This is a genomic window from Legionella sp. (genome assembly GCF_965140895.1).
In the GTDB taxonomy this organism is placed as follows: domain Bacteria; phylum Pseudomonadota; class Gammaproteobacteria; order Legionellales; family Legionellaceae; genus Legionella.
Genome location: NZ_CBCSKT010000045.1, coordinates 1 through 23,363 on the forward strand (window position 1 = coordinate 1; position 23,363 = coordinate 23,363).

Below are 23,363 nucleotides of genomic sequence, written 5' to 3' on the forward strand. Positions count from 1 at the left end.
CTATTCAATAAAACAGCCCATTTTATGGGCCTTTTCACCAGAACGCCCACTTTTGGGGGTTCTTCCACAGGCCCCCTATATAGAATGGGTGTGCCAGGTAAAGCAAAATGAGTCACATTGGTTGATATGCTCAACGTTATAGAAGAACCTGTAGCGGTACTTACCGTAAAGTTAGTCGGGGTAGAAAATGGTGATGTATTTCCTGCCAGATCTGTTTGGTTTGCGGTTACGCTGTAGGAGCCATCAGGCAATGATATATTCACAGACCACGTGCCATTAGATGCTACCGTTACTGAACCTATAGGATTGCTGTGATCTGCACCATTAAATAAGTGGACTGTAGCCCCCGGTTCTCCAGTACCACTAAAAGTCGTCGTCGGAGTATTAATTGTGCTGTTATTGACAGGACTGGAAATCACCGGGGCTGAAGGAGGAAGAGGATCAGGGGGAGTCGTGGCGAAGGTGGGAGCAGATGCGTCACCCAAAGCATTTATCAATGTTACTCCTATAATTTCATTAGCAGCGATAGCCCCTGAGGGAATATTAACCACCCAATCACTGTTGGACTGAACGACACTCACACCTATTACGGTACCGTTTATGTCCTTTACTTGCACCGTAGTATCCGGTTCCCCGGTACCAGTCACGGAATATCCCGTAGAACTTGTGCCAGTTACACTTGAAACTATGGGTGCGGTCGGAGCTGCTGCCCAGGCATTCACATACAGAGCACTCATTAATAAAAATACTTTTATGGAAAAACTATAATAACTTTGTCTCATTTATAAAATCCTTTTTATAAAATATACATTAGGCTTCGTGCCAATTGAGTTCAACTAAGCAATTAAAATGCAGTATTACAATATCATTTTTTTTCAAAATGTCTAAAAGTTTTGACGGATCCTGATATATAACACAAAAAAATTGATTATTTCCAGACTAAAAAAAATGAGAAAAATCAAAATTGTCGAGTAGCCACTCCCCATTACGGGGAAACTAGCCCGCATCGTTCTTAGAGGGCTGCTCCTCAGTAATGGGGAGTGGCTACTCGACAAATGGAGAGCCCAAGATTAATGATAATTCATTAGTTGCTATTACATTGCTTGTGGCACAAAGCGCACCAGGTCAAAAAGAAATTATGGTTGATTTGATCATCAATTTAATCAAAGATGAATAGGAAGCTTAGTGGGAATGTTTTGGATAAATAGCGCAGGGGTTGATTATTCGCATAATATGCCACAGCATAAAATGGTAATTTGCTTCCCTAAACCCCAAATAGAACTGAGCTAAAAGAGAATTTAACTCATACCTTGTGATTGTATAGTAAAATATGGCTGAGCTACCTCCCAGATGCAAGCTACAGCCGCTACCCAAATAATACCTTAATAATCTTCAACTTAAGATTCGTATAAGGTGGATACTTTATAGGTGCCTCAAACCAAAATGGTTTTTTCAAAATGCTTTTGAAATGACTAAATGTCTTAAACCCCGCTTCACCATGATAATTTCCCATGCCACTTTCACCAACTCCACCAAAAGGAAGTTGCGAGTCGGTAATATGCATTAACACATCATTAATACAGCCGCCACCAAAAGAAACATCATGTAAAATTCGTTGTTGTATCGCTGAGTCTTTACCAAATACATAAAGCGATAAAGGACGCGGACGGGCTTTTATCTCCTGCAGAGCAGTAGATAAATCAGTAAAGGGAATCACTGGTAAAATAGGACCAAAAATTTCCTCATTCATAATTTCATCAGAAAAATCAACGTCTTTCAAAATTGTTGGTGCGATATAGTTTTCCTCTTCAATAACCTGTCCCCCTGTGAATAATTTTTGAGGGTCAATCAACTTTTTTAAGCGCGCTACATGTTTTTGGTTAATAATGCGCACATAACTTTCACTCTCAAGAGGATTCAAACCAACAATCTGTTCAATTTGTTTTTTTAGTGCCTCTAGGAGTGGTTCATAAATTGACTCCTCAACTAAAAGGTAATCAGGAGCAATACAGGTCTGACCAGCATTTAAAAACTTCCCCCAAGTAATGCGTTGTGCGGAACGCTCCAGATCGGCATCAGCAAAAACGAAACAGGGACTCTTTCCGCCAAGTTCTAATGTGATTGGAGTCAAATGCTCGGCCGCTGCTTTGGCCACAATTCGCCCTACGGAGGTACTGCCGGTAAAAAATAATTTATCAAAGCGATGCGCTAATAATGCCTGCGTCATCTCAGCGTCTCCCTCCGCCACATAAAGATACGCCGGATCAAAATGTTGATTAATAATCTGCGCGATTGCGGCTGAAGTGTTCGGTGGTAACTCACTTGGCTTAATGATACTGGTATTGCCTGCGGCCATGGCTGCTACTAGTGGTGCAAAAGTCAGCTGAAAAGGATAATTCCAGGCACCAATAATTAAGGTAGTTCCATAAGGCTCAGGGATTATAAAACTTTTTCCTGGTTGATTCGCCAGATCAGTTTTTACTTTTTTGACTTTTGCCCATTTGCTCACACGTTTAATGGCCGTATCGATTTCATGATAAATCAATGCTAATTCAGTGAGATAAGTTTCAAATTTCGATTTTTTTATATCTTTATGAATTGCTTGATAAAGAAGTGGTTCATTTTCTTTAATAATGCTTTTTAACTTGTGCAGTTGTTGTTTGCGGAAATTAATATCCTTAGCTGTCCCGGCAGCTGCAAACGCTCGTTGCTTTTCGACAACAGAGTGAATATCCATAAGTAGCACCCGTGCAAAATTTTTATTGAATTCAGTATATACTATACAGTTAAGTAAAGATAATTCACCTTTGTTGAACGCATCATGTGCCTTGCATTAATAGCGATTGAACAGCACCCACTCTATCCATTGATTATTTTATCTAACCGGGATGAGTTTTTTAATAGAGCAACCGCCCCAGCTCATTATTGGGACGATGCGCCTGGTGTTTTTTCCGGTAAAGATTTAGTTAGTGGCGGAACTTGGCTTGGTGTGAATCAATATGGGCGCTTTTCATTGATCACCAATTATAGGGATCCTGGTCATTACAATCCGGATCGTTTATCAAGGGGACTTTTAACAAAGAACTTTTTATTAGAAAATATCCAAGTATCACCTGAAGACTATTTACACAAGATAATCCCAAGCGCCGACAGTTATAATGGATTCAATTTATTAGTAGGCTCCATGCGGGATACTGTTTATTTTTCAAATATAGAAAATAAAATAAAAAAACTCAGCCCAGGCATCTATGGCCTAAGCAATCATTTATTAGATACGCCTTGGTATAAGGTCTTAAAAGCTAAAGATCTTTTCCATAAAATTACTCCTCAGCTGATATGCGCGCAAACTCCAAAAGAAATCAATGCCCTTTTATTTCCAATCCTGGAGAATCATCACTTTGCCCCTGAACATTTATTACCTCAAACAGGAGTTCCTTTAGAATTTGAACGCGCACTAAGTTCAATCTTTGTTAATATACCCAGTCGCCAGTATGGGACTCGTTGCTCATCAAGTGTTTTATTCGCTAAAGATACTACGTTCTTTGCTGAGCGAATAATTGAAAATGCTCAAGCAAAGGCGACAAATATCATGTCAATTAAACGTCAAAAGTAAGTTTATAGCTTAACTCAGGTTCAATCCCTGATTGAGGTATTCGTTAATATGCACTCTCATCTCATGAAGTAAGATACCTAAGGCATTGGATGCTTTTATGTATGCAGGAGTATTAGTATTATTGAAGCATTAATTTACGTAGTTCTGTTTTCTGATCCGTAAGCATTCCGTGGGTTAAAGGACCTGCTGGCACAATTAATTCAATACAATCATTAAATAATTCTTTAACAGTTTGGCCGTCTTGTTCTACTTCTTAATTTAGCATTTCCTGATTAGTCAATGAGTTAGGGTATAAACTGCCAGCGAGTATAGAGAAAAGTATCAAATGACGCCTGTGCATCAAACTGTGGATGATAAACCTGCTTTAATGTCTATATTACAAGCAAAGCTCAGTAACCTTGAGACTAAAATTGAGCAATCTTTCTCATCGGTTAATATCGGTTGCTGTTCCCACTCCAGTTAATATCATTGCCGCTTTCATCTCTTGATCAATAAGATCCAACATATGCTCTACCCCAGTTTGCCCTCGTGCAGCTAACGCATAAGCCCCTGCCCGTCCAAGCAATACCGCTTTGGCTCCTAATGCGAGCATACGTACAACATCCAATCCAGAACGCACGCCAGAGTCAACTAGAACGGTTAAATCATCCCCCACCTCAGAAAACGTCTATTTGCACTCAACCAGGCTACAAAAACAGCATAAGACTACTTAGAGAATTGTTCGTCTTCAGTACTACCATTTAACGCTGTTGTCGCACTTTGTCCTTGCATAATGACATTTTGTACTGCGTCAAAATAGCCGGTGCCGACAAAGCTTTGGTGTTTGGTAGCTCTAAAACCATTTTTCTCTTGTTGTATCTCACGTTGCTGCATTTGTGAATAAGCAAACATTCCCTCTTTTTTGTAATCTTTAGCAATTTCAAACATACTTAGATTCAAACTGTGCCAACCTGCAAGGGTAATAAATTGATATTTATATCCCATCGCAAATAATTGTTCTCTAAATGTATGTAAATCTTCTTCACTTAAATTAGCTTGCCAATTAAATGATGGTGAACAGTTGTAACATAATAGCTTACCTGGGAATTTGTGGTGAATTGCTCGTGCAAACTCTTCTGCTTCAGCAATATTTGGTTTTGATGTTTCACACCAAATAAGATCCGCATAAGGCGCATAAGCCAAACCACGACTGATTGCTTGTTCTAAGCCTGATTTTACATAGAAAAAACCTTCTTTAGAACGTTTTCCAGTTAAAAAGGTAACGTCATTATCATCAAAATCGCTAGTGATTAAATTCGCGCCATTAGCATCAGTACGTGCAATAATTAAGGTAGGAACACCTTTAACGTCTGCAGCAAGACGCGCGGCAATTAACTTTTGAACCGCTTCAGTTGTTGAAACCAGAACTTTCCCCCCCATATGCCCGCATTTTTTAGCAGAAGATAATTGATCTTCAAAATGCACCGCAGCAGCTCCAGCCTGAATCATATGCTTCATTAATTCAAACGCATTTAAATTACCACCAAATCCTGATTCAGCATCGGCAATAATAGGCGCAAACCAATCAATAGAATAATCCTGCTCCAAACAATGGATTTCATCAGTTCGTCGTAGCGCATTATTAATTGCTTGTACTAAGTTAGGTACGGAATCAACGGGATAGAGACTTTGATCAGGGTACATTTGTCCAGAGCTATTCTGGTCCCCAGCAACTTGCCAGCCTGAACAATAAATAGCCTTTAATCCGGCTTGTACTGCTTGAATTGCCTGGTTACCGGTCATACAACCTAAAGCGCTTACTAGCTCATCATGTTGCAACATCTTCCATAACTTATTGGCCCCATGGGTCGCAATACTGTACTCGATTTTAAGCGATGGTCTTAATTTAACCACATCTTCTGCGCTGTATGTGCGGGTTATTCCATTCCAGCGGGAGTTATCTTTCCAATCATTTTTTAATTCATCAATTTGCTCTTGGATTTTCATTCTATGATCCTTTGACTAAATTAAATGGGAGTAAGCTTTTGTGGTTAAAAAATCATCAAAACTTTCTTTGAATATCATTTCTTCCATTAATACTTTGGCATTTTTTAACGCTTTTGAACTTGCTTCATCGGTACTACGACTTTGTATAACCATGTTGTACTCTTCATCAAACCACTGATGAAGCATGGGGACAGTAAGCGCTACTCCATTGTCTAATGAAGCTGAAAACTTTAACCATTGCCATAATTGTGCTCTGCAAATTTCTGCAGTAGCCGCGTCTTCCATCAAATTACGGATAGGAACACAACCATTACCAGTTAACCATGCCTCGACATAAAGTAACCCGACCGTAATATTGTTTCGAACACCTGTTTCAGTAATCGTTCCAGAAGGAACCATTAATAAGTCCTGCGCTGTAATCGATACTTCAGGTATTTTCGATAATTGATTTGCCGCAGGCATTTGCTCATCAAAAGCTTTAAGTGCTACAGGAATAAGGCCTGGATGTGCAACCCAGGTTCCATCGTGACCAGCAAGAGTCTCTCGTCGTTTATCGGCATAGACACGTTCCATTGCCTCTTGATTCGCGTGCTCATCCCCTTTTATAGGAATTTGCGCCGCCATACCACCCATGGCATGTATCCCCCGACGATGACAGGTTTTAATTAATAAATTGACATAAGAACTAAGAAAATGACTGGTCATAGTCACTTGTTGTCTGTCAGGTAATAAAAACTCTTTATGATTGCGGAATTTTTTAATATAAGAAAATATATAATCCCAACGGCCACAATTTAAACCAACAATATGATCACGTAACTCATAAATGATTTCATCCATTTCAAAACCAGCGGTAATGGTTTCAATCAATACGGTTACTTTGACGCAACCACGTGGCAAACCTAATAGCTCTTGAGCCTTAAGAAACACATCATTCCACAACCTGGCCTCCAGATGAGACTCCATTTTTGGTAAATAGAAATAAGGTCCTGTGCCCTGCTCTAATAAAGTCTTTGCATTATGATAGAGATAAGTCAGTGCATCAAATAATGATGCAGACATAGGTTTTTCGTCAATTAGTACGTGAGGTTCATCTAAGTGCCAACCCCTTGGACGTACAATAAGAACCGCTGTTTTTTCATTAAGTTTGTAATGTTTATTGGATTGCAGATCGGTGTACGTTATTTCTTTGCGGACCGCATCGTATAGATTAACTTGCCCATCAATACAGTTATCCCATGTTGGCGAATTTGAGTCTTCAAAATCAGCCATAAATACTTTTGCACCACTATTTAGGGCATTAATGATCATTTTACGATCTACAGGACCTGTAATTTCAACTCTTCTGTCTTGTAGATCTGCGGGTGTATTATGAACTCGCCAGTTGTCTTGACGAATAGAGGCTGTTTCTTCTAAAAAATCAGGATACACACCTTTATCAAACTCGAGTTGTCTTTTTTGTCGTACTAACAAGAGTTCCTGTCGACGATCACGTGCAAAACGTTCCATTGCCACCAAAAAATTCATTAAATCTGGGGGTAAAATAAAGTAACTTGTGTGAGATAATCTACCATTGAGCTTATAGTAGTTATTATTCATTGGACGCATCTCCACATGTATTTTATCCAATTTTTTCAAATTGGTCCTTGTTATAACATAGTTGAGAATACTAGAATTGCAAATGCATTAGCGAAAAATCAGCACCTTTTTTGTGCAGCGCACTATTTTTACGTTTACTGTCTCCCTGCTTTTTCAAATCTCCCATCCGCTAGAAACTGAAGAATAAGCTCACGTACTTTTGAATTATTCATGATAACCATATGATTTGTACTTATAATCATAGGTTCCATCTGCCCATCCAGGCGGGCGTATTCTGGGGGGACTTTAGCATCGTATTTTCCGGCGATTATGGCCATTTTAATTTTAGGAACGGGAACACGATGCACATAAGATGATTGTTCTGAGCTGAGTTCGGCCAAGGGCTTTATAGGTGAAGTAAATAAGGGAAATATTTTGGTAGATATTTTCGCCAAGGTAGAACCTTGATTAGGTGGAGCTAACATAATTAAGCAACCAATGTGCCTCACTTGCTTGGGCTTTAATTTAGCTACTGCCTCACGAGTAATGATGCCTCCAAGGCTGTGCGTAATAAAATTAATTTTTTTTCCAGGATTTTTGGCAATTAAATCATCAACAAAGTGCCGCAAACGAACGCCGTGTTGCTGAATCGAATAACGTGCTGATGGATAACTATATAAGTAAACCTGATACCCATAACTTTCCAGGAAAGATTTTAACGGGCGCATATTCATTGAAGTGCGCATTAATCCATGGATTAATATAACAATTTCTTTTTGATGCTTGGCTTTTAAATTAACATTGGATGGATTTACCTGGGCTGCTGCATGAGTAATTGAACAAACTAAGATAAACATAACAAGCAAATAGCGACTGAAAATAGCTTTAGCCATGATAACCCTTTTTTTATATCGAATATATTGCAAAAATCAGTGTTCTCGCCAAAAATACAGCAAAAAATTAACCTACGAAAAGTCGATGAACTATACCACAATAACTCGTTTGTGTTTCCTTATCTTATTGTTCCCAGCTGTTATTTATTTACTACTTGCTGTCTACATTGCCAAAAATGCAGAACAGGATAATAAAAAACAATCGGATGTAATATTAGTACTCGGTGCCAAAATCAATCGTGATAATGCACTTAACCCTTGTCTGGTCGCGCGAGTTGAACATGCTGTTGAATTATATAAAGCACATTACGCACCTAAACTGCTGATTTCAGGCGGTGCTGATAAAGAAGATAATGCTAATGAAGCCCAGGAAATGAAAAGAATCGCAATGTCGCTAGGCGTTCCTGAACAAGACATTTTGCTTGAGTCTGAGTCAACATCAACCTATGAAAATATGCTGTTTTCTAAAAAAATATTAGATGAAAAGCATATGAATTCAATTATCATCGTAACAGAGCCATTCCATCTCCCTAGAGCCATGCTTACTGCAGAAAAAGTTGGGCTTAACGCTGTAGGTTCACCTGCGGTAAAAAGTATGTGTTGGGCAAACAATAAATATCTGACACTTTATTTTGCCAAAGAACCCTTGGCAATTATGTATTATAAATTAAGAAATAGAGTGTAATACGGTTTGCAGGGCTTAACTGCCCTGCCTCGTTGTTCGTGATTTATAGTAGATGTTGCTTATTGCTTTTCTTGCATGAAAACTCCGAAGTTAAGGCATAAATAGAATTTGCATATAGTAACAAAATTGCCCACTTAGTCAGCATAGAAAACAACGATAACATTGAAAACTATTCCTTTTTTCCACTAATGTGCAATAAATGAGCTTTATCTACTACAAAATCATTTAATCAGTATATACTTGACTTAATGTAGTTATTGACGGACCAATAAATATGGCTAAAAAAGTTAAAGGACAGGTACAAAAGCAAGCCATGGGCATAATTAATATGCCTTATAAATCGATACACGAAAAACAAACCTACAACCGAATTGCCTGTGTATTTCAAGGCGGTGGGGCCTTAGGTGCCTATCAAGTTGGAGCTTATCGGGCGATTCATGAACGTGGTTATATCCCTAATTATCTTTCAGGGGTATCCATTGGAGCAATTAATAGCTCTATTGTTGCGGGAAATCCCCCTGAAAAGCAAATCGAGAAATTAATGGAGTTTTGGAATACGATTGTTCCTAAGTTATGGAGCGATCAATTTTCACCATGGAGCTCTTTTGATTATTTCCGTCATATAAATAACAGCGTCACAGCGCTACATGTCATGATGTTTGGTTTAGAGGGCTTTTTTAAACCCCGTTGTATAGCTCCTAATGAATTTACAACCGCCACTCCAGATAAATTAAGTTATTATGACACCTCTGAGTTACGAAATACTCTTGAAAAAGTAATTGATTTTGACCGAATTAATTCAAAAGAAGTTACTTTATGTCTTGGTGCTGTAAACGTTGAATCAGGGGAAATGTCATTTTTCAACAATCAATTAGTGACGATTACTCCGGAGCATATTATGGCTAGTTGCTCGTTGCCCCCCGGATTCCCTGCAATGAAAATAGGTGATAATTATTACTGGGATGGCGGAATCTATGCGAATACCCCACTGGTTACGGTACTTGATGCCCTGCCAGAAGAAGATACTTTGTGTTTTGTTGTGGATTGCTTTAGTTTAACAGGCGAATTACCCAAGAACATGGATCAGGTGGATGAGCGACAAAAAGACATTCGTTATGCCAGCCATTCTCGCCGGCTAACTAACGTCTACAGCAGCCGGCAAAATTTACAAGCGGCAATTACCATATTAGGGCAACATTTAACACCTGAAGCGCAAAACGATCCTCAGATACAGCAAATTTTGCAATTAGGTAATCAAAAACGCTTTAGTGTGGTACATATTATCTATCGAGGCTCGCCTTTTGCCCATACGTTCAAAGATTATAATTTTGGACGTGAGGTTATAGAGCGACGTATGAACACGGGCTATGAAAATGCTATTGAGGTATTAAGCGAGCCTAAATGGGAAGAAAAATCAACGAACCCATTAGCCTGTTCAATTTATGGTGTTACACCTGACTACTTTAATCAAAGATAAATAAGTTTAACACTTTGTGAACATTCATAAAAAACAAGGTAGCCTGGTTGTTTACATTGTTTGCAGCCAGGCTTGGTCCTTATGGTAAAACATAAATAATTAACGTAACTAATGCCGCCAGCGCAACCAAAGGATGAATGATGACTAATAACTTAGGAACGTTCATCTTCTTACGCCCCATTGTAAATAAAGTTAATCCACCCATTGCCGCAAGCAAAAACAAAATCAAACTGGCGACCAATAAAGGCGCAGGGCCATAAATGATTAAATAAGCCACCATGGTCGCAATCGCTATCCCCGCAACCAAACCATGTCCAACCAATGCAATTTTATTCGCCGGCAAGTCCTGCAATATAGCGATTAAAATAGCTATACCAAAAGTTGCAGCCAGAATAAATAAACAGATTGCCAATATTAACATACAAGGTCCCTCCTTTAATTAATATACAACATCTCATCGTCTAACAAAGTTTCTAAACCATCACTATCACTTTCATCTTTGTGTTCATGAACCGCTGGAAGATTAAGTGCTGGGGCTGGATTTTTTAATGCATCAGTTAAACTAATAAATTTATATCCATTTTTTTGATACATTTCGAGTACATCACCTAACAAGTAGCTATTGAGCAAATTAGCATGAATAAGCAATATTTGTTTGCCATTTTTTCCGTCGCTTTTTTTCTCTGCTAAAAGAGTTTGTTTCCAAATGAAAGCCAAATAACGCGCTTTTAATTTTTGGATATAAGCTGCTCGTGCGCGAAATGGAACTCCATACGCCATTTTATTAAATTCATAATCTTTACTATCAATTGTCACAGGAGCAATGACATAGTGATGCTCATTCAGATAATCATAAACCTTTTGTTTGGTCTTTTTATTTCCTTCAGCCAGATAAGGATAACGGAAATATTTAGGCTTCGTCATAATCGGCGTAAGAATCTTATCGGCACGCTCAACATCACCAATGTATTTCTCAGCACTCATTTGATTCAAGTTATAGTGCGAATAAGTGTGATTTCCCAGCATGAATCCTGCCTGACGAAATTGCTCAAGAAATTCCCATTGCCCTTTTTCAATCGCTCCTGCAATAACAAAGCCAGTGGCAGGAACTTTATACTTTTGGAATGCCTGTATGATTTGCGCAAAACGTTCCGTGGATCGTTGCTTATTACCAGGGGTATTCATTTGCGAAGCAACCAGGGGCAAATCATCTATAGTAATAGCAATTTCTTTCTCTTGCGCACTACATAAAGAAGAAAATAAGAGCGTGAATAAAAATAATATCCGTAACATTGACGTTCCTTATCGTTTAAAAATCCTATATTAACCTAAATTAAGCTAAATTAAACTCTGCTAAAGTACAATATAAACGCGCTCCTTGTGCGGGCCGACTTTCAATAAGATAAATTTTATCAATTAAAACAGGAGAAAGCGTAGCGTTCTTGATTTGTTTTATCCCATCTTTGGGTAGATTATGCTTTAGCACTCTCCCCATAGACATATGCCCATGAAATGGACGAGATTCAACAGAACATCCCAGTTTAACAAGAATCTGGTTGAGGCTCTCAGACAACCGCTTTAGTGTTTCTTGAGGTTCTACAGATAACGAAAGAATTTTAGGATGCTCCAGGCTTGGAAACCACTCTAATGGGCCTAAGTGCAACCAAAATGAAGGCTGATTCTTTACTAAGGTAGTAGCACACTCTATGAGCACGGCTATCTGCTCTTGGCTAATGGCATTAATAAATTGTAAAGTACAATGCAGGTGTTCTAAATCAATCCATCTAAGTGTTTGCTTGGGAAATACCTCTCGAGCACGCTCCAAAATACGCCTTAATGGCTCGTCTATTGACTTAGGTGAACGAATGGCGAAAAAAACACGTACTGTATTCATTATTTTCTTTCTGATTAAATGTTCATTTATTACTAGAAGTATATCGCTTAAAATACATAAGTGAATAACCCTATCTTAGCCATAAAAGCTAATGAAATAAATTTATACATATTAAATAATAATCTAAGGTGGTCGATTTTAGTTATAGGATTTAAATTTAACGATTAACTCCAAATTTGCGTATTATTTCTTCCTCCATTTTTTGCTTTATAAAGAGCTTTATCTGCGTATTCAATAGACTGCTCAATGGAACTATCTGATTCAATTGATGAAATGCCAAAGGATGCTGTGATATTAATAAATTGATTTTCATTAACATTGATTTGCATTTCAGAAATCCCAATGCGCAAACGTTCAACCATTTCAAAAGCCAGTTGTGTGTCGGCATTTTGAAAACAAATTAAAAATTCCTCACCACCGATACGAAAAAATTTGTCGTAAGAACGTATATTCTCAATAATAAAGCGAGATATTCCTGCTAAGACATAATCACCGGCAGTATGTCCGTATTGATCATTAACCGTTTTGAAATGATCCAGATCTAACATCGCTATACTGCATAATTGAATGTTCCGTTTGACTAATGCGTGTTGCTCTCGCAACACTTGCAACATGCTAATTCGATTGATAGCACCTGTAAGTGCATCACGATTATAGAGCAATTCACTCATCTCTCGTTGCAAAACAGAAATTTCAAGTCGCATTTTTTCTATAGCATTAGCAAAATTGTCATAATCATAAGAGGACACCGTGCCACCATTATTTATTGTAACCAATAATTTGGTAGCTATTTTGTGTATACGTAGATGTTCTTCACCTAATGCAATAAATCCAGGGTGTTGGCGTAGTTTCTCAGAAGAGGTTTCATAATACCATTGACCAAATCGGCATTCTTTATGTGCATCGGCATTTGTATCATGCCGATCAGAAGGCAATTTACAAATAAGAGAACGAATAATTGAATTGTACCATTGTTGGTGATTATAAAGAGATTGTTCTAACTGAAATATCATGTCTTGTAATTCTTCGCGATCAAGAAAATCTATTGGCATTTTATTAATCCATTAATAAGGATACATAAATGTTACTATAACGTAAATTTGTCATCTAAATACAGAGAGACTAAAAATAGTCTGTCATCTTCTTTAATAATTTCGATAGAACCAAATTTTTTAATATGGGATCTAGCCGCTAACAACCACAATTTAATGACAGATATTACACACATCGCACTCAATTGGTTCACATGCCTTTGGGTTTGCCAAGCTTAATGCCTTTGGCAACATGTGCGCGTAAGCCTTCTTTTGTACGTTCAGAGATAAAGTCTGATCTTGCAACCTTTTAGTGGACAGAATGACGAGAAGAAGCCGTAGCCCGTATTAGCGGGAACGAAGCCTGATTTGGCCCCGCACCCAGATTACACTCCTATTAATCCGGCAAAGACATCAAGCTCGCATTACCACCAGCTGCTGTCGTATCTACCGTATAAGTGCGCTCATGACAAAGTCTAACCAAGTAGTTCGGTCCACCTGCTTTAGGACCAGTACCTGATAAACCCTCACCACCAAAAGGCTGCAAACCAACCACAGCTCCAGTCATATTACGGTTTACATAACAGTTTCCTGCATGAATATGCTTTCTAATGTACTCAACCGTTTCATTAATACGGCTATGAATTCCTAAAGTTAAGCCATAACCAGTCGCATTAATTTGCTCAATAACTTTATCCAAATCCTTGCGTTTAAACTTAACCACATGCAATACAGGACCAAATACCTCTTTTTCCAAAGAGTCAATGCTATCAAGAGCAAGTGCTGTTGGTGGCATAAAATATCCAGATTCTAATGATTCATCCAAACGGCACTGGTAAATTACCTCATGACGTTTTTTCATATTATCCACATGGGCTTTAAGCACAGATAATGCGGGTTTATCAATCACAGGACCCACATCAGTAACTAACCATTGTGGTTCTCCAACAATTAACTCCTCCATAGCTCCTTTCAACAGTGCTAGAGTGCGTAGATAAACTTCTTCTTGAACAAACAACACGCGTAAGGCAGAACAACGTTGCCCAGCACTTCCAAACGCCGAGTTCACCGCGTCAACAACGACCTGCTCCAATAAGGCTGATGAATCAACCAGCATCGCATTTTGACCACCCGTTTCCGCAACTAATGGAATAATCTCTCCACCACGTGTTGCTAAAGTACGATTAATTAAATTCGCTGTATCCGTAGAACCAGTAAACAAGACCGCCTTAATTCGTTTATCTGCAACTAAAGCAGCACCAACTGTTTCACCATCACCAGGAAGCAATTGTATTGCGCCAACGGGAACGCCAGCTTGATGCATTAACTTCACAGCTAAGGCCGCAATCAATGGAGTTTGTTCTGCTGGTTTTGCAATCACACAGTTACCAGTAACCAATGCAGCAACCACCTGGCCAGTAAAGATTGCTAATGGGAAGTTCCATGGGCTAATGCATAATACCGTGCCACGTGGATGTAAGCTTAATTCATTTAACTCACCTGTATATCCAGTCAAACGCGTTGGAATTAAAATTTCTTGAGCTAACTGGGCGTAATAACGGCAAAAATCAATTGCTTCGCGTAGTTCTGCAATTCCATCATTCAGTGTTTTTCCAGCTTCAAGACAAGCAAGGGCTAAAAATTCAGAGCTATTCTCCTGCAATAAATCGGCATAGCGATTCAAGCAAGCAGCGCGCTCTTCAACAGGGGTGTCAGCCCAGGTTGAAAATGTAGTTACCGCTGCGGATAAAGCTTTTTCAACATCATTAACTGAAGCATTCTGCACCATACCCACCACACGTTCAGCCTGCTGTGGCGAACGTACTTTTTGCGCTTCGCTTGACTCTGGAATCCCAGCAATCATTGGGCCTGAGGTCCATTGCTTTCTAGTGAAACCAGCTAAAACTTCCTGCAATTGAGCGCGATCAGAACGGTTACTAAAATCGATACCTTCGGAGTTTTTGCGTGGAACAAAAATATCCTTAGGCAACGGAATATTATTATTAATGCGTCCAAACAAAGAACGTGCTTTTGCTACTGGATCTTCAACTAACGAATCAATAGGCGCATTATCATCAACGATACGATTCACAAAGGATGAGTTCGCCCCATTTTCTAACAAGCGGCGTACTAAATAAGGAAGTAAATCTTCATGACTTCCTACAGGCGCGTAAATACGGCAAGGAATTCCATAGCAATTCGCTGGAACGACTTGTTGATAAAGCTCACTTCCCATTCCATGCAAACACTGGAATTCAAAGTCGCGGTAGCTTCCAGTGATATTTAGAATCATCGCTACGGAATACGCATTATGCGTTGCAAACTGAGGATAAATAGCATCCGTCATCGTGAGTATTTTTTTAGCACAAGCTTGGAAAGAGACATCGGTAAACACTTTGCGAGTAAATACAGGATATTCTGAAAGCCCCTGCATTTGAGATTTTTTAATTTCACTATCCCAATAGGCACCTTTAATCAAACGCACCATCATTCGGCGTTTCTTGCTACGAGCTAACGCGGCAACCCAGTCTAATACATAGAATGCTCTTTTTTGATAGGATTGTACTGCCAAGCCAAAGCCATTCCATCCATCCAGACTGTCATCAACAAAAACACGCTCCATCACATCAAGTGATAGATCTAAACGCTCTGACTCTTCCGCATCAATAGTCAAACCAATGCCATATTCTTTTGCTAAACGCGCAAGCGCTAAAAGTTTGGGCGGTAACTCAGCCATTACACGATCATATTGGCTTTCATTGTAGCGTGGGTGTAATGCAGATAATTTAATTGAGATTCCGGGACGTCGATAAACATCTGAGTTTTTCTCTGCTTCTTTACCAATCGCTTCGATTGCATCTCTATATGCATCAAAATAACGTGCTGCATCAACGGTAGTTAAAGCGGCCTCTCCTAACATATCATAAGAGAAACGGTAGCCTATCGCTTCTTTCTTTCTAGCGCGAGTTAGCGCTTCTTTAATTGTGCGTCCTTTAACAAATTGCTTACTCATGATCCGCATCGCTTTATCAACAGCAGTTCTTACTACTGCCTCACTACTGCGATTAACCACTTTCATTAAGGACTTGGTCAATGTGTTTTCTGCTTTTTCAGGCGTTAGTACTTTTCCAGTTAACATTAATGCCCAGGTTGTTGCATTAACAAAAAAAGAATCGCTCTGGCCTATATGAGACTTCCAATTGCCACCTGCGAGCTTATCTTTAATCAAATTATCGATTGTTGCGCTATCTGGCACACGTAATAAGGCTTCTGCCAAACACATTAAAGCAATCCCTTCCTCACTGGATAAAGCATATTCTGTTAAAAAGGAATCGATACCAGTACTCTTTTTACGGTCGGAGCGTACGGACTCAACTAATTTAGTTGCGCTGGTTTTAATTGCCGCTAATTGTGAGGTGTCTAAATCGGCTTTATCACAAAGTTCTGTTATCAACGATAACTCATCACCGCGATAAGCATGATTAATAGCAGCGCGTACCCCTTCTGGTAATTGTATGGTCTGCTTTTCAAGCATAGTATTCTCCGAACTAAAAATAACAACGGGACATCATAGATGAGCCCCAGGAAAAATGGAATAATTCACCTCAGTTTTGCGGCATTATATGATTTTTAGCCACATCAATAAAGCAACAACTGTGCCAAATCCAATGTAAACATTGTGTAAATTATAATCTATTTTGTGTAATTTCAAACAAAATGAGCTATTAGTTAACCTTGAAACTGTGTAAATTTTACGCAGGAAGTCTGGTAATTGTCCCATACTCTTTTTGCTTACTTTGCTAAGCCCCTGAATTGAATAATATTTCACCCTTATGGACAAGGAAAGATCTTGTGATTTTACAATTGCCTCAATTGTTAATATAATCACCGTTTTTTAAAGAACCACTAACGGTGATTTTATAAGAATAGGGAGCTGTATGAATACATTATTAACTCTAATTTCAACCGTCCTGTTAACCGGTAATTTAACATCGAGTACGCCATCTTTTGCAAACACAGAAACAGAAATAAACACCAAACTCCAACACCTGGCATCTAAAGCGCCAAGGTTAGATAAAAAAGTATTAAAACTGGCATTAACCGCATACACCAATGCTAACAAAAAAGGGGCTGTAAAGAAGCCCGTACTTACAGTAATTGATTATTCGTTACCTTCAAACAAAGAACGTATGTGGGTATTTGATCTCAACTCAGAACGCTTATTATATAATACTTATGTTGCTCATGGCAGAAACTCTGGTGGCAATAATGCAACCCAATTCTCAAACACAAATTCAAGTAAGCAATCCAGTCTAGGCACCTACATTACTAAAGGAACCTATATCGGTCACAAAGGATACTCATTAAACCTGCAGGGATTAGATAAAGGATTCAATGACAATGCATACAACCGACGCGTTGTAATGCATGGAGCCTGGTATATGGAGCCTGGCTTCATTCGTAAATCTGGCCGTGCTGGCTTATCTTGGGGATGTCCCGCAATCTCTGAGAAATTAGCAAAGCCCGTAATTAATACCATTAAAAATGGTTCTGTAATCTTTGCTTACTTCCCTGATAAGAAATTCTTATCTCGCTCTGGCTATCTAGTCGGCTAAGAAATTATTTGCTAGAATAAAAAAGCCAGGTTAAACCTGGCTTTTTTCGCAGTCATCCGTATAAGAACGCCCCGTCCTTATAAGTCATCCCTGACAAAATCAAATCCGTTTGATTTCAAGTCCATTTGTATGACTCAAATTTCCCTATAAGCCATGTTTTAAATTTAGCAATTGTGATAACGAAGTGCAAGCCTCAAAAAATATAAAAAAATACTACTTTTAATCTTTGATTTTATTAAAGGTTAATAAAAACCCTTATAAAACAAGGGGTTATTATGCTCGATAAATTTACAGACAGGTGATATCAGCCATTTTCTACGCATATATTGAGACATTTCTTACAAATCATTGAGCAATAAAGCCTTTTTTGTTCTACAATTTAACAACAAATATTGGTTAATTTGCACACAAAGCTTGATTCTATCCTCGGTTATGTTAGCTTATTCGGCAAATGATAACGCTTTAGAGCAAAATGATGGATAAGCAACAACACATTGCAATAAAAAAAGATAAGCTGCAAATTATAGATTGGTTAATCGAACACTTCCCCAATGCCTTCTTTAAAAAGGGAAGCCAAATTAAACCACTAAAAATAGGAATCTTTGACGACATAATAGATTTTTATGAGCGCCTGGATTCTCCCCCGTTTAGTAAGAAAGCACTTCGTGAAGCATTAAGCTATTACAGTGCCTCTCCTTCTTATTTAAGCTGCCAAAAAGAAAACACGGCCCGTGTGGACATCTATGGAAATGAAGTGGATGTAGTAACAACGGAACAAGCTAAGTACGCGTACCAGAGATTTCAGGAACGTTATAATAAGAAGAAAGATGCTGAGAAGGCTGTTAGTTAACCATACAATGACCAGCATGGTTAGTAGGCTGGGCTGTACAAGCCCAGCTACATTAAGCAGAGGTATCTGGCATGCGCAAAGCCACCAAATAATTCACCTGCACATCAGCCCCTAAAGAAGCGGTTCTCAATATAGGGTTGTAATCCATTCCCTTCATATCCACTAAATCAAAATCAAAAGACCGTGCCATAGCAATCAATTCACTAGGTTTTATAAATTTATTGTAATCATGCGTTTGCCTGGGCAGAAGATTTAATATGTATTCCGCAGCAATGATTGCGCTTGCATAAGCCTTTAAGGTACGGCTAATCGTGGATAAAAACAAAAATCCATTGGGCTTTAGTAATCGCTTACAATGCTCAAAAACCATGTGCGGATTTTCTACATGCTCCAACATTTCCATGCACGTGATCACATCATAATGTTTATCTTCATACTGCTCAATAGGGGTACAAAAGTAATCGATTGATAGCTTATTATCTTTCGCATGTTCTTGGGCGGTGTAAATGGCATCTTGCTCGGCATCAATACCAGTAACCTTCGCTCCTGACTTTGCCAGCGCCTCACATAAAATCCCACCACCACAGCCCACATCCAAAACATTGGCATCATTTAACGTGACATGCTGAGCAATAAACTCTAAGCGAGTCCTATTAATATCGTGTAGGGTTTTTAATGGCCCCTCAGGATTCCACCAGTGTTTCGCATGTTGAGCAAACTTATTTACTTCCTCTGCGTTTATTGTTGATTTATTCATAATGACATTAAGTCCAGGGGTTTAAAAAATTCAATCACTTTAGGATTGCTTATAAAGCTCACATTATATGGATGTTCCGCACACAATCCTACGGGCAATTGATCTTGAGAAATTTTTTCTGCAATTTTGCCTAATAAAATTAATTGTATAGTCGGTTTAATAACCGCTAATTGGCTCAAAAAACTTTGCATAAAAGGCTTCCATTGACGCGCATGATAAGGCACCTTTCCTTCGCTATAAACTAAACAGGCATTAAGTAATAAAACTCCTTTATTCATCATTCCTTGGAACAGCTGCCCTCCTGTTTTTACTAAGTTGTTTTTATCCAACTGCGCAATACTCTCTTGTGACGTATTATCAATAGATAGATCCCCACGTGCAACCAGCATCATTTTAATCCAGTTACGTAATGAGGTAGCGCGATTAACTGGTGTACTTAAGCCTTTAGGACTCCACAAGCCATCAACGGCATTATCCCAAAAGGCATAACCATTCGCGGATTCCTCGCGTGGATAAGGAGACTCACCAAACAAAATATACTGGGTATTCGTCATAGGTAAACTAAATGCGGCAAAAATACGCTCAGCCCCCGGAAGCCAACTAGGATTATCCATTAATTGTTGCAAGTAATCTTTGTCCATAGCGTCTAAAGCCTGGCTCAAAATACTTTTCCAATCAGAATGACACACATCAAGACAACTATAATTTTTCACAATTTTACCTTACAATAAAAATTTGTGGAGAAATGCTCACCCACTTCCATTGTGCATTCATTTTCAATATAATGAAGAAAATATGTTCAGCGGAGTCTGCTTTATGACCACTACGGCACCCACCCAATTATTATCTAGCGATGCGGTACACAATCGTAACTGCTATGCCTATTTTCTTCAATTAAAACCAGCACTAAATGCTACTCTTGTGAAATTACTTCCCGAATTCCAGCAATTAGAACGATGCCTAGAAGAAGCTTATAATGAAAACATCCCCTATGGAAACTTGTACTCATCAATTATTGCTTCTTTAGAGCAATTGATTGAAAAAGAAGAGCCTCTTGCTGAAGAGCAAAATGATGCATTAAATCAATTAGTGAAAGCAATTTATCATAACGATAACCACATACTGGAACATCAATTAGCAGGATGGATAAATGAGCTTTCGTCGCAGGCGCGCCCTTTAGCATCGAACACCAGTAGGTTAATTAGAAAACAGTTAAGCAGTTCCGAAAATACTGTAAACGAAATGTCACCTGTAGATGTGGAAGGATTATTTAATAGTCTCTTCTCTTTATTTTCACGAAATTTTAAGCCACAATTTTCTACAAATATTCCAACAATTAAAAATTTTTCCTATAAAACTACTGATGATGCAGTTGAATATCGTTTTAGTACCCAAGCCCAACGCCACAATGGACAAGAACGTGTAAGCCCCCTCTTTATACGCTGGCTTAGAATCAATGCTAAAGAATCATCACAAGGAATAAATCATATTTACTTTAATAATTTAGGTTATCATCGAAGTGATTTAAACATTGTGGGTTCTAAAGAGCGTGATTTAACCCTTGCGCTCCATAAGCTAGGGGATGTTTCTGAATTAAAAGTAATGGTTATTACCCTTCCTGCACATGAAGGAATAATGGCTTCCCATAATTATCAAATTACTGATGATGAACACTCCTATGACTCTGTGTTTAAAGAGCTTTTTGAGATTGCGGAAGGTAAGTTACATCAAAGTGGGGTTTCTGATTTATATATTAGTCCTAAAGCCAGAACACTCTTATTTAAGACTTCAGAAAATGAACAGGCGGAGCTAAATAGGCTGTTGATAAAAAGTTTTGAACAACAAGGAATATTCCCGGAAAACAAATTATCAACCGCACAAAAACAAGCTGTTTGGGTTCATTTTATAAAATATGAGCTAACAGACTATATTATTAGAACGATCAAACCACAGAGCTATAATTTTTCATGCAAAGATGCAATTGATCGGGGCGCTGTATCCTCTACCTATTTTAATCTACTCAAGTCTTTTGAAGCTAATGCTCCACTCACCAAAGATGAGTTTGAACGTTCTTTAGATGCCGCAGCAGCCATGGTCAAAGGACGTGGGATGAATTTTCACCGACAAATTATATGGAACGCTTTAGATGCTTATGTTAATGCACATTATAAAGAATTAGGTACAGAGCAACGCATATCATGGCTAATTTATTGGCGTGATATGAATTGCCCTCATTCACGTGTCAAAGAATTACTCCCTATTCGGATTAAGCAAGAAAGAGAGCTACTCGAATTTTCCTCAATAAACCCAGTGATTAAAGAGCATGCTAATCAGTTATTTACCATGATAAACGCTCTAGATGATATAAATATCCATGGAAAGCGTCTGTTACTTGAAGCGGTTTCACGCACCGCTGAACTACTCATGGCACCTACAGAAAAGTCCATCGAGAATTATGCGGTGCTGGCTAAAGAACTAAAGGTGAACCATCCGAAACTCATTAATATAGCGGGAATCATGGAAATGATATTAGGGATCATCTTATATTTGCCTTCATTTGGCTATTCCCATTCATTAGTTATGCATGGAAATGCTTTGAGAAAAACAGGCTTTTTCGCAGAACAATGTGAAAAATTATCCATAGAAATGGAACATTTCTCAAAAGAATTATCGCTATAATATCGATGTAGCCCGTATTAGCGCAGCGTAATGAGGGTTCCTCGAACCCTACGCTGGGCCAGGGATAGCAATGTCTCATGGAGCATGGGGAAAATCCGTGGGACGAAGAGAATACAACAAATACAGTTGGCCCAACCTGCATTGCCTTACCTATAAATTAACAGAGTATATAAAATATAATATTTTACTTGCTTCTCTGGGAATTTGTGATTAAAAATAGTCATTATATGGAAATTCTTAACAATAGGGAGTGAGCTATGGGAACGACAGGACACAAGCTTGCAGAGTTAGTACAGGCGGATAACGGGTTACAACAAAAAAAACAAAATGCAGAACATGTGCTTGCACAATTGCAATTTTCTGATGCAGCAAGAAAAATCATATTAGACCCAAATTCTTTTGATCAAAACACTAAAGGGCTCGAATCAATTGCTCCCTCAAATGAGCTGTTGATCCAAGTCAGAAACAGCTTGGATGCTATTATTGACTCACTAGAGCAAAACCCAAGCATACTCACATCAATCACTAAATATTGGGGCAGCTTGTCCTTATGGGAAAAGATTTTTGGTGGAATTTTAGTTACAACCCCTACTTTAGTTATTGGGGTTGCCGCCAATGTTGGTTTTCTTATTACACTAAGTGGTTTAAGTGCCGGTGCCTATATTACCAGTGGTGTCGTATTTGAAGATCACTATGAAAACACGAAAATAATTACAGAAAAACTTAAAAAAGGTGTTTTTGAGATCGCCGATGTGCTGGTATTAACCATTCAGTCTTTAGACATCATCCGTCAAAAACTAGCGTCTGAGGTTGAAAAGTTTCAGCAAGAAAATACACGACTGACACTTAATATCAATAAGCTATCTGATGAAACCTATGATCTTAGCGTACAAATCGAAAGCTACATGATCACAGAGAAGCATTTACGACAAAATAAAGAGCAATTAGAACTAAGGGCTGAAGAGCTAAAAAAGGATTTGGTACTTAATCAGCAACAATATGAAACTACTGCAAATGAAATAGAAGCGTTAAAACAGCAGCATGAACGATGTACTCAGTTATTAACACTACAAATTGATGAGTTAACGGTTAAAAGAAAAGAACTAGAAGATGAGTTAGAGAAAACCAGAAAGCTCACATCAACATTGCAAGTAGCGGTACAAACTCTTTCAAGTACTGTAATTAATGATGCCCAACAACGAGATGCCTTCCAAAAACGCTTGGAATACTTTGTAAAAAATAAAGAGAAGAGACTATTAAATAATCCTTCCACATCTACAGGTGACATTTCGTTTACAGTATTT

Annotated in this window: 20 protein-coding genes; 7 read left to right on the forward strand and 13 right to left on the reverse strand. The window is 38.5% G+C overall.

The window, feature by feature from the left end; genetic code table 11:
* Together ACQY7T_RS05995 and ACQY7T_RS06000 are read right to left on the reverse strand one after the other, a co-directional pair.
* The coding region (locus ACQY7T_RS05995; protein ID WP_428412020.1) for an Ig-like domain-containing protein at positions 1 to 782 on the reverse strand (782 nt) is incomplete at its 3' end.
* Between the two features lie 584 nt (positions 783 to 1,366).
* Positions 1,367 to 2,737, reverse strand: coding sequence for an aldehyde dehydrogenase (locus ACQY7T_RS06000; RefSeq protein ID WP_428412022.1), 1,371 nt, complete (start codon positions 2,735 to 2,737; stop codon positions 1,367 to 1,369).
* An 84-nt stretch (positions 2,738 to 2,821) separates the two neighbouring features.
* Between ACQY7T_RS06000 and ACQY7T_RS06005 the strand changes: the two genes are divergently transcribed.
* Positions 2,822 to 3,613 carry an NRDE family protein gene (locus tag ACQY7T_RS06005; protein WP_428412024.1) on the forward strand — a complete coding sequence of 264 codons (792 nt, stop codon included), beginning with the start codon at positions 2,822 to 2,824 and terminating at the stop codon, positions 3,611 to 3,613.
* A 424-nt stretch (positions 3,614 to 4,037) separates the two neighbouring features.
* Here the strand turns inward: ACQY7T_RS06005 and ACQY7T_RS06010 are convergent, their stop codons facing one another.
* The 4 genes from ACQY7T_RS06010 to ACQY7T_RS06025 form a co-directional block, all read right to left on the reverse strand.
* Complete coding sequence (locus tag ACQY7T_RS06010) at positions 4,038 to 4,268, reverse strand: alpha-hydroxy-acid oxidizing protein (protein WP_428412026.1); 231 nt, start codon at positions 4,266 to 4,268, stop codon at positions 4,038 to 4,040.
* 50 nt (positions 4,269 to 4,318) lie between these two features.
* Entirely contained in the window at positions 4,319 to 5,599 is a 1,281-nt protein-coding gene (aceA, locus tag ACQY7T_RS06015; RefSeq protein ID WP_428412028.1) for an isocitrate lyase, read from the reverse strand.
* Positions 5,600 to 5,614: 15 nt separating this feature from the next.
* A complete protein-coding gene (gene aceB / locus ACQY7T_RS06020) occupies positions 5,615 to 7,198 on the reverse strand; it encodes a malate synthase A (protein ID WP_428412030.1) in 1,584 nt (527 codons plus the stop codon).
* A gap of 134 nt (positions 7,199 to 7,332) precedes the next feature.
* Positions 7,333 to 8,070 carry an esterase/lipase family protein gene (locus ACQY7T_RS06025; protein ID WP_428412033.1) on the reverse strand — a complete coding sequence of 246 codons (738 nt, stop codon included), beginning with the start codon at positions 8,068 to 8,070 and terminating at the stop codon, positions 7,333 to 7,335.
* 85 nt (positions 8,071 to 8,155) lie between these two features.
* Here ACQY7T_RS06025 and ACQY7T_RS06030 point away from each other — a divergent pair, with 85 nt between their 5' ends.
* Positions 8,156 to 8,755, forward strand: a complete 600-nt coding sequence (locus ACQY7T_RS06030) for a YdcF family protein (protein ID WP_428412035.1) — start codon at positions 8,156 to 8,158, stop codon at positions 8,753 to 8,755.
* Between the two features lie 274 nt (positions 8,756 to 9,029).
* Entirely contained in the window at positions 9,030 to 10,232 is a 1,203-nt protein-coding gene (locus tag ACQY7T_RS06035) for a patatin-like phospholipase family protein (protein WP_428412037.1), read from the forward strand.
* Between the two features lie 79 nt (positions 10,233 to 10,311).
* On the opposite strand, the gene ACQY7T_RS06040 is transcribed toward ACQY7T_RS06035, so the two are convergent.
* The 5 genes from ACQY7T_RS06040 to putA all read right to left on the reverse strand — a co-directional run bounded on the left by ACQY7T_RS06040 (position 10,312) and on the right by putA (position 16,692).
* Positions 10,312 to 10,653, reverse strand: coding sequence for a hypothetical protein (locus tag ACQY7T_RS06040; protein ID WP_428412039.1), 342 nt, complete (start codon positions 10,651 to 10,653; stop codon positions 10,312 to 10,314).
* Between the two features lie 14 nt (positions 10,654 to 10,667).
* Positions 10,668 to 11,525 carry a polysaccharide deacetylase family protein gene (locus ACQY7T_RS06045; RefSeq protein WP_428412041.1) on the reverse strand — a complete coding sequence of 286 codons (858 nt, stop codon included), beginning with the start codon at positions 11,523 to 11,525 and terminating at the stop codon, positions 10,668 to 10,670.
* A gap of 40 nt (positions 11,526 to 11,565) precedes the next feature.
* Positions 11,566 to 12,126 (reverse strand): RNA 2',3'-cyclic phosphodiesterase, encoded by a 561-nt coding sequence (gene thpR, locus ACQY7T_RS06050; protein ID WP_428412042.1) that lies wholly within the window; start codon positions 12,124 to 12,126, stop codon positions 11,566 to 11,568.
* A 164-nt stretch (positions 12,127 to 12,290) separates the two neighbouring features.
* The gene (locus ACQY7T_RS06055; protein ID WP_428412043.1) at positions 12,291 to 13,178 is read right to left on the reverse strand and encodes a diguanylate cyclase; all 888 of its coding nucleotides are present in this window, start codon (positions 13,176 to 13,178) and stop codon (positions 12,291 to 12,293) included.
* 376 nt (positions 13,179 to 13,554) lie between these two features.
* Positions 13,555 to 16,692: a bifunctional proline dehydrogenase/L-glutamate gamma-semialdehyde dehydrogenase PutA gene (gene putA, locus ACQY7T_RS06060; RefSeq protein WP_428412044.1), complete on the reverse strand. Its 3,138-nt coding sequence runs from the start codon at positions 16,690 to 16,692 to the stop codon at positions 13,555 to 13,557.
* A 403-nt stretch (positions 16,693 to 17,095) separates the two neighbouring features.
* Here putA and ACQY7T_RS06065 point away from each other — a divergent pair, with 403 nt between their 5' ends.
* Both ACQY7T_RS06065 and ACQY7T_RS06070 read left to right on the forward strand, forming a co-directional pair.
* Complete coding sequence (locus tag ACQY7T_RS06065; RefSeq protein ID WP_428412045.1) at positions 17,096 to 17,773, forward strand: murein L,D-transpeptidase catalytic domain family protein; 678 nt, start codon at positions 17,096 to 17,098, stop codon at positions 17,771 to 17,773.
* A 475-nt stretch (positions 17,774 to 18,248) separates the two neighbouring features.
* The gene (locus ACQY7T_RS06070; RefSeq protein WP_428412051.1) at positions 18,249 to 18,623 is read left to right on the forward strand and encodes a ProQ/FINO family protein; all 375 of its coding nucleotides are present in this window, start codon (positions 18,249 to 18,251) and stop codon (positions 18,621 to 18,623) included.
* Between the two features lie 52 nt (positions 18,624 to 18,675).
* Here ACQY7T_RS06070 and ubiG read toward each other — a convergent pair whose 3' ends face one another.
* Both ubiG and ACQY7T_RS06080 read right to left on the reverse strand, forming a co-directional pair.
* Complete coding sequence (gene ubiG, locus ACQY7T_RS06075; protein WP_428412046.1) at positions 18,676 to 19,380, reverse strand: bifunctional 2-polyprenyl-6-hydroxyphenol methylase/3-demethylubiquinol 3-O-methyltransferase UbiG; 705 nt, start codon at positions 19,378 to 19,380, stop codon at positions 18,676 to 18,678.
* Positions 19,377 to 20,093 carry a uracil-DNA glycosylase gene (locus ACQY7T_RS06080; RefSeq protein ID WP_428412047.1) on the reverse strand — a complete coding sequence of 239 codons (717 nt, stop codon included), beginning with the start codon at positions 20,091 to 20,093 and terminating at the stop codon, positions 19,377 to 19,379. Before ACQY7T_RS06080 ends, ubiG begins: the two co-directional genes overlap by 4 nt.
* Positions 20,094 to 20,196: 103 nt before the next feature.
* Here ACQY7T_RS06080 and ACQY7T_RS06085 point away from each other — a divergent pair, with 103 nt between their 5' ends.
* Together ACQY7T_RS06085 and ACQY7T_RS06090 are read left to right on the forward strand one after the other, a co-directional pair.
* Positions 20,197 to 22,059, forward strand: coding sequence for a hypothetical protein (locus ACQY7T_RS06085; protein ID WP_428412048.1), 1,863 nt, complete (start codon positions 20,197 to 20,199; stop codon positions 22,057 to 22,059).
* A 257-nt stretch (positions 22,060 to 22,316) separates the two neighbouring features.
* Positions 22,317 to 23,363 (forward strand): LegC2/C7 family Dot/Icm T4SS effector (locus ACQY7T_RS06090; RefSeq protein WP_428412050.1); only part of this gene is annotated, 1,047 nt, incomplete at its 3' end.

What these genes read in the sequence shown, in the direction of transcription:
- aceB (WP_428412030.1), bottom strand. Translation starts at nt 7,198, where the DNA reads ATGAATAATAACTACTATAAGCTCAATGGTAGATTATCTCACACAAGT.
- ACQY7T_RS06085 (WP_428412048.1), top strand. Translation starts at nt 20,197, where the DNA reads ATGACCACTACGGCACCCACCCAATTATTATCTAGCGATGCGGTACAC.
- ACQY7T_RS06000 (WP_428412022.1), bottom strand. Translation starts at nt 2,737, where the DNA reads ATGGATATTCACTCTGTTGTCGAAAAGCAACGAGCGTTTGCAGCTGCC.
- putA (WP_428412044.1), bottom strand. Translation starts at nt 16,692, where the DNA reads ATGCTTGAAAAGCAGACCATACAATTACCAGAAGGGGTACGCGCTGCT.
- ACQY7T_RS06025 (WP_428412033.1), bottom strand. Translation starts at nt 8,070, where the DNA reads ATGGCTAAAGCTATTTTCAGTCGCTATTTGCTTGTTATGTTTATCTTA.
- ACQY7T_RS06005 (WP_428412024.1), top strand. Translation starts at nt 2,822, where the DNA reads ATGTGCCTTGCATTAATAGCGATTGAACAGCACCCACTCTATCCATTG.
- ubiG (WP_428412046.1), bottom strand. Translation starts at nt 19,380, where the DNA reads ATGAATAAATCAACAATAAACGCAGAGGAAGTAAATAAGTTTGCTCAA.
- ACQY7T_RS06070 (WP_428412051.1), top strand. Translation starts at nt 18,249, where the DNA reads ATGGATAAGCAACAACACATTGCAATAAAAAAAGATAAGCTGCAAATT.
- ACQY7T_RS06035 (WP_428412037.1), top strand. Translation starts at nt 9,030, where the DNA reads ATGGCTAAAAAAGTTAAAGGACAGGTACAAAAGCAAGCCATGGGCATA.
- ACQY7T_RS06055 (WP_428412043.1), bottom strand. Translation starts at nt 13,178, where the DNA reads ATGCCAATAGATTTTCTTGATCGCGAAGAATTACAAGACATGATATTT.
- ACQY7T_RS06030 (WP_428412035.1), top strand. Translation starts at nt 8,156, where the DNA reads ATGAACTATACCACAATAACTCGTTTGTGTTTCCTTATCTTATTGTTC.
- aceA (WP_428412028.1), bottom strand. Translation starts at nt 5,599, where the DNA reads ATGAAAATCCAAGAGCAAATTGATGAATTAAAAAATGATTGGAAAGAT.
- ACQY7T_RS06045 (WP_428412041.1), bottom strand. Translation starts at nt 11,525, where the DNA reads ATGTTACGGATATTATTTTTATTCACGCTCTTATTTTCTTCTTTATGT.
- thpR (WP_428412042.1), bottom strand. Translation starts at nt 12,126, where the DNA reads ATGAATACAGTACGTGTTTTTTTCGCCATTCGTTCACCTAAGTCAATA.
- ACQY7T_RS06040 (WP_428412039.1), bottom strand. Translation starts at nt 10,653, where the DNA reads ATGTTAATATTGGCAATCTGTTTATTTATTCTGGCTGCAACTTTTGGT.
- ACQY7T_RS06065 (WP_428412045.1), top strand. Translation starts at nt 17,096, where the DNA reads ATGAATACATTATTAACTCTAATTTCAACCGTCCTGTTAACCGGTAAT.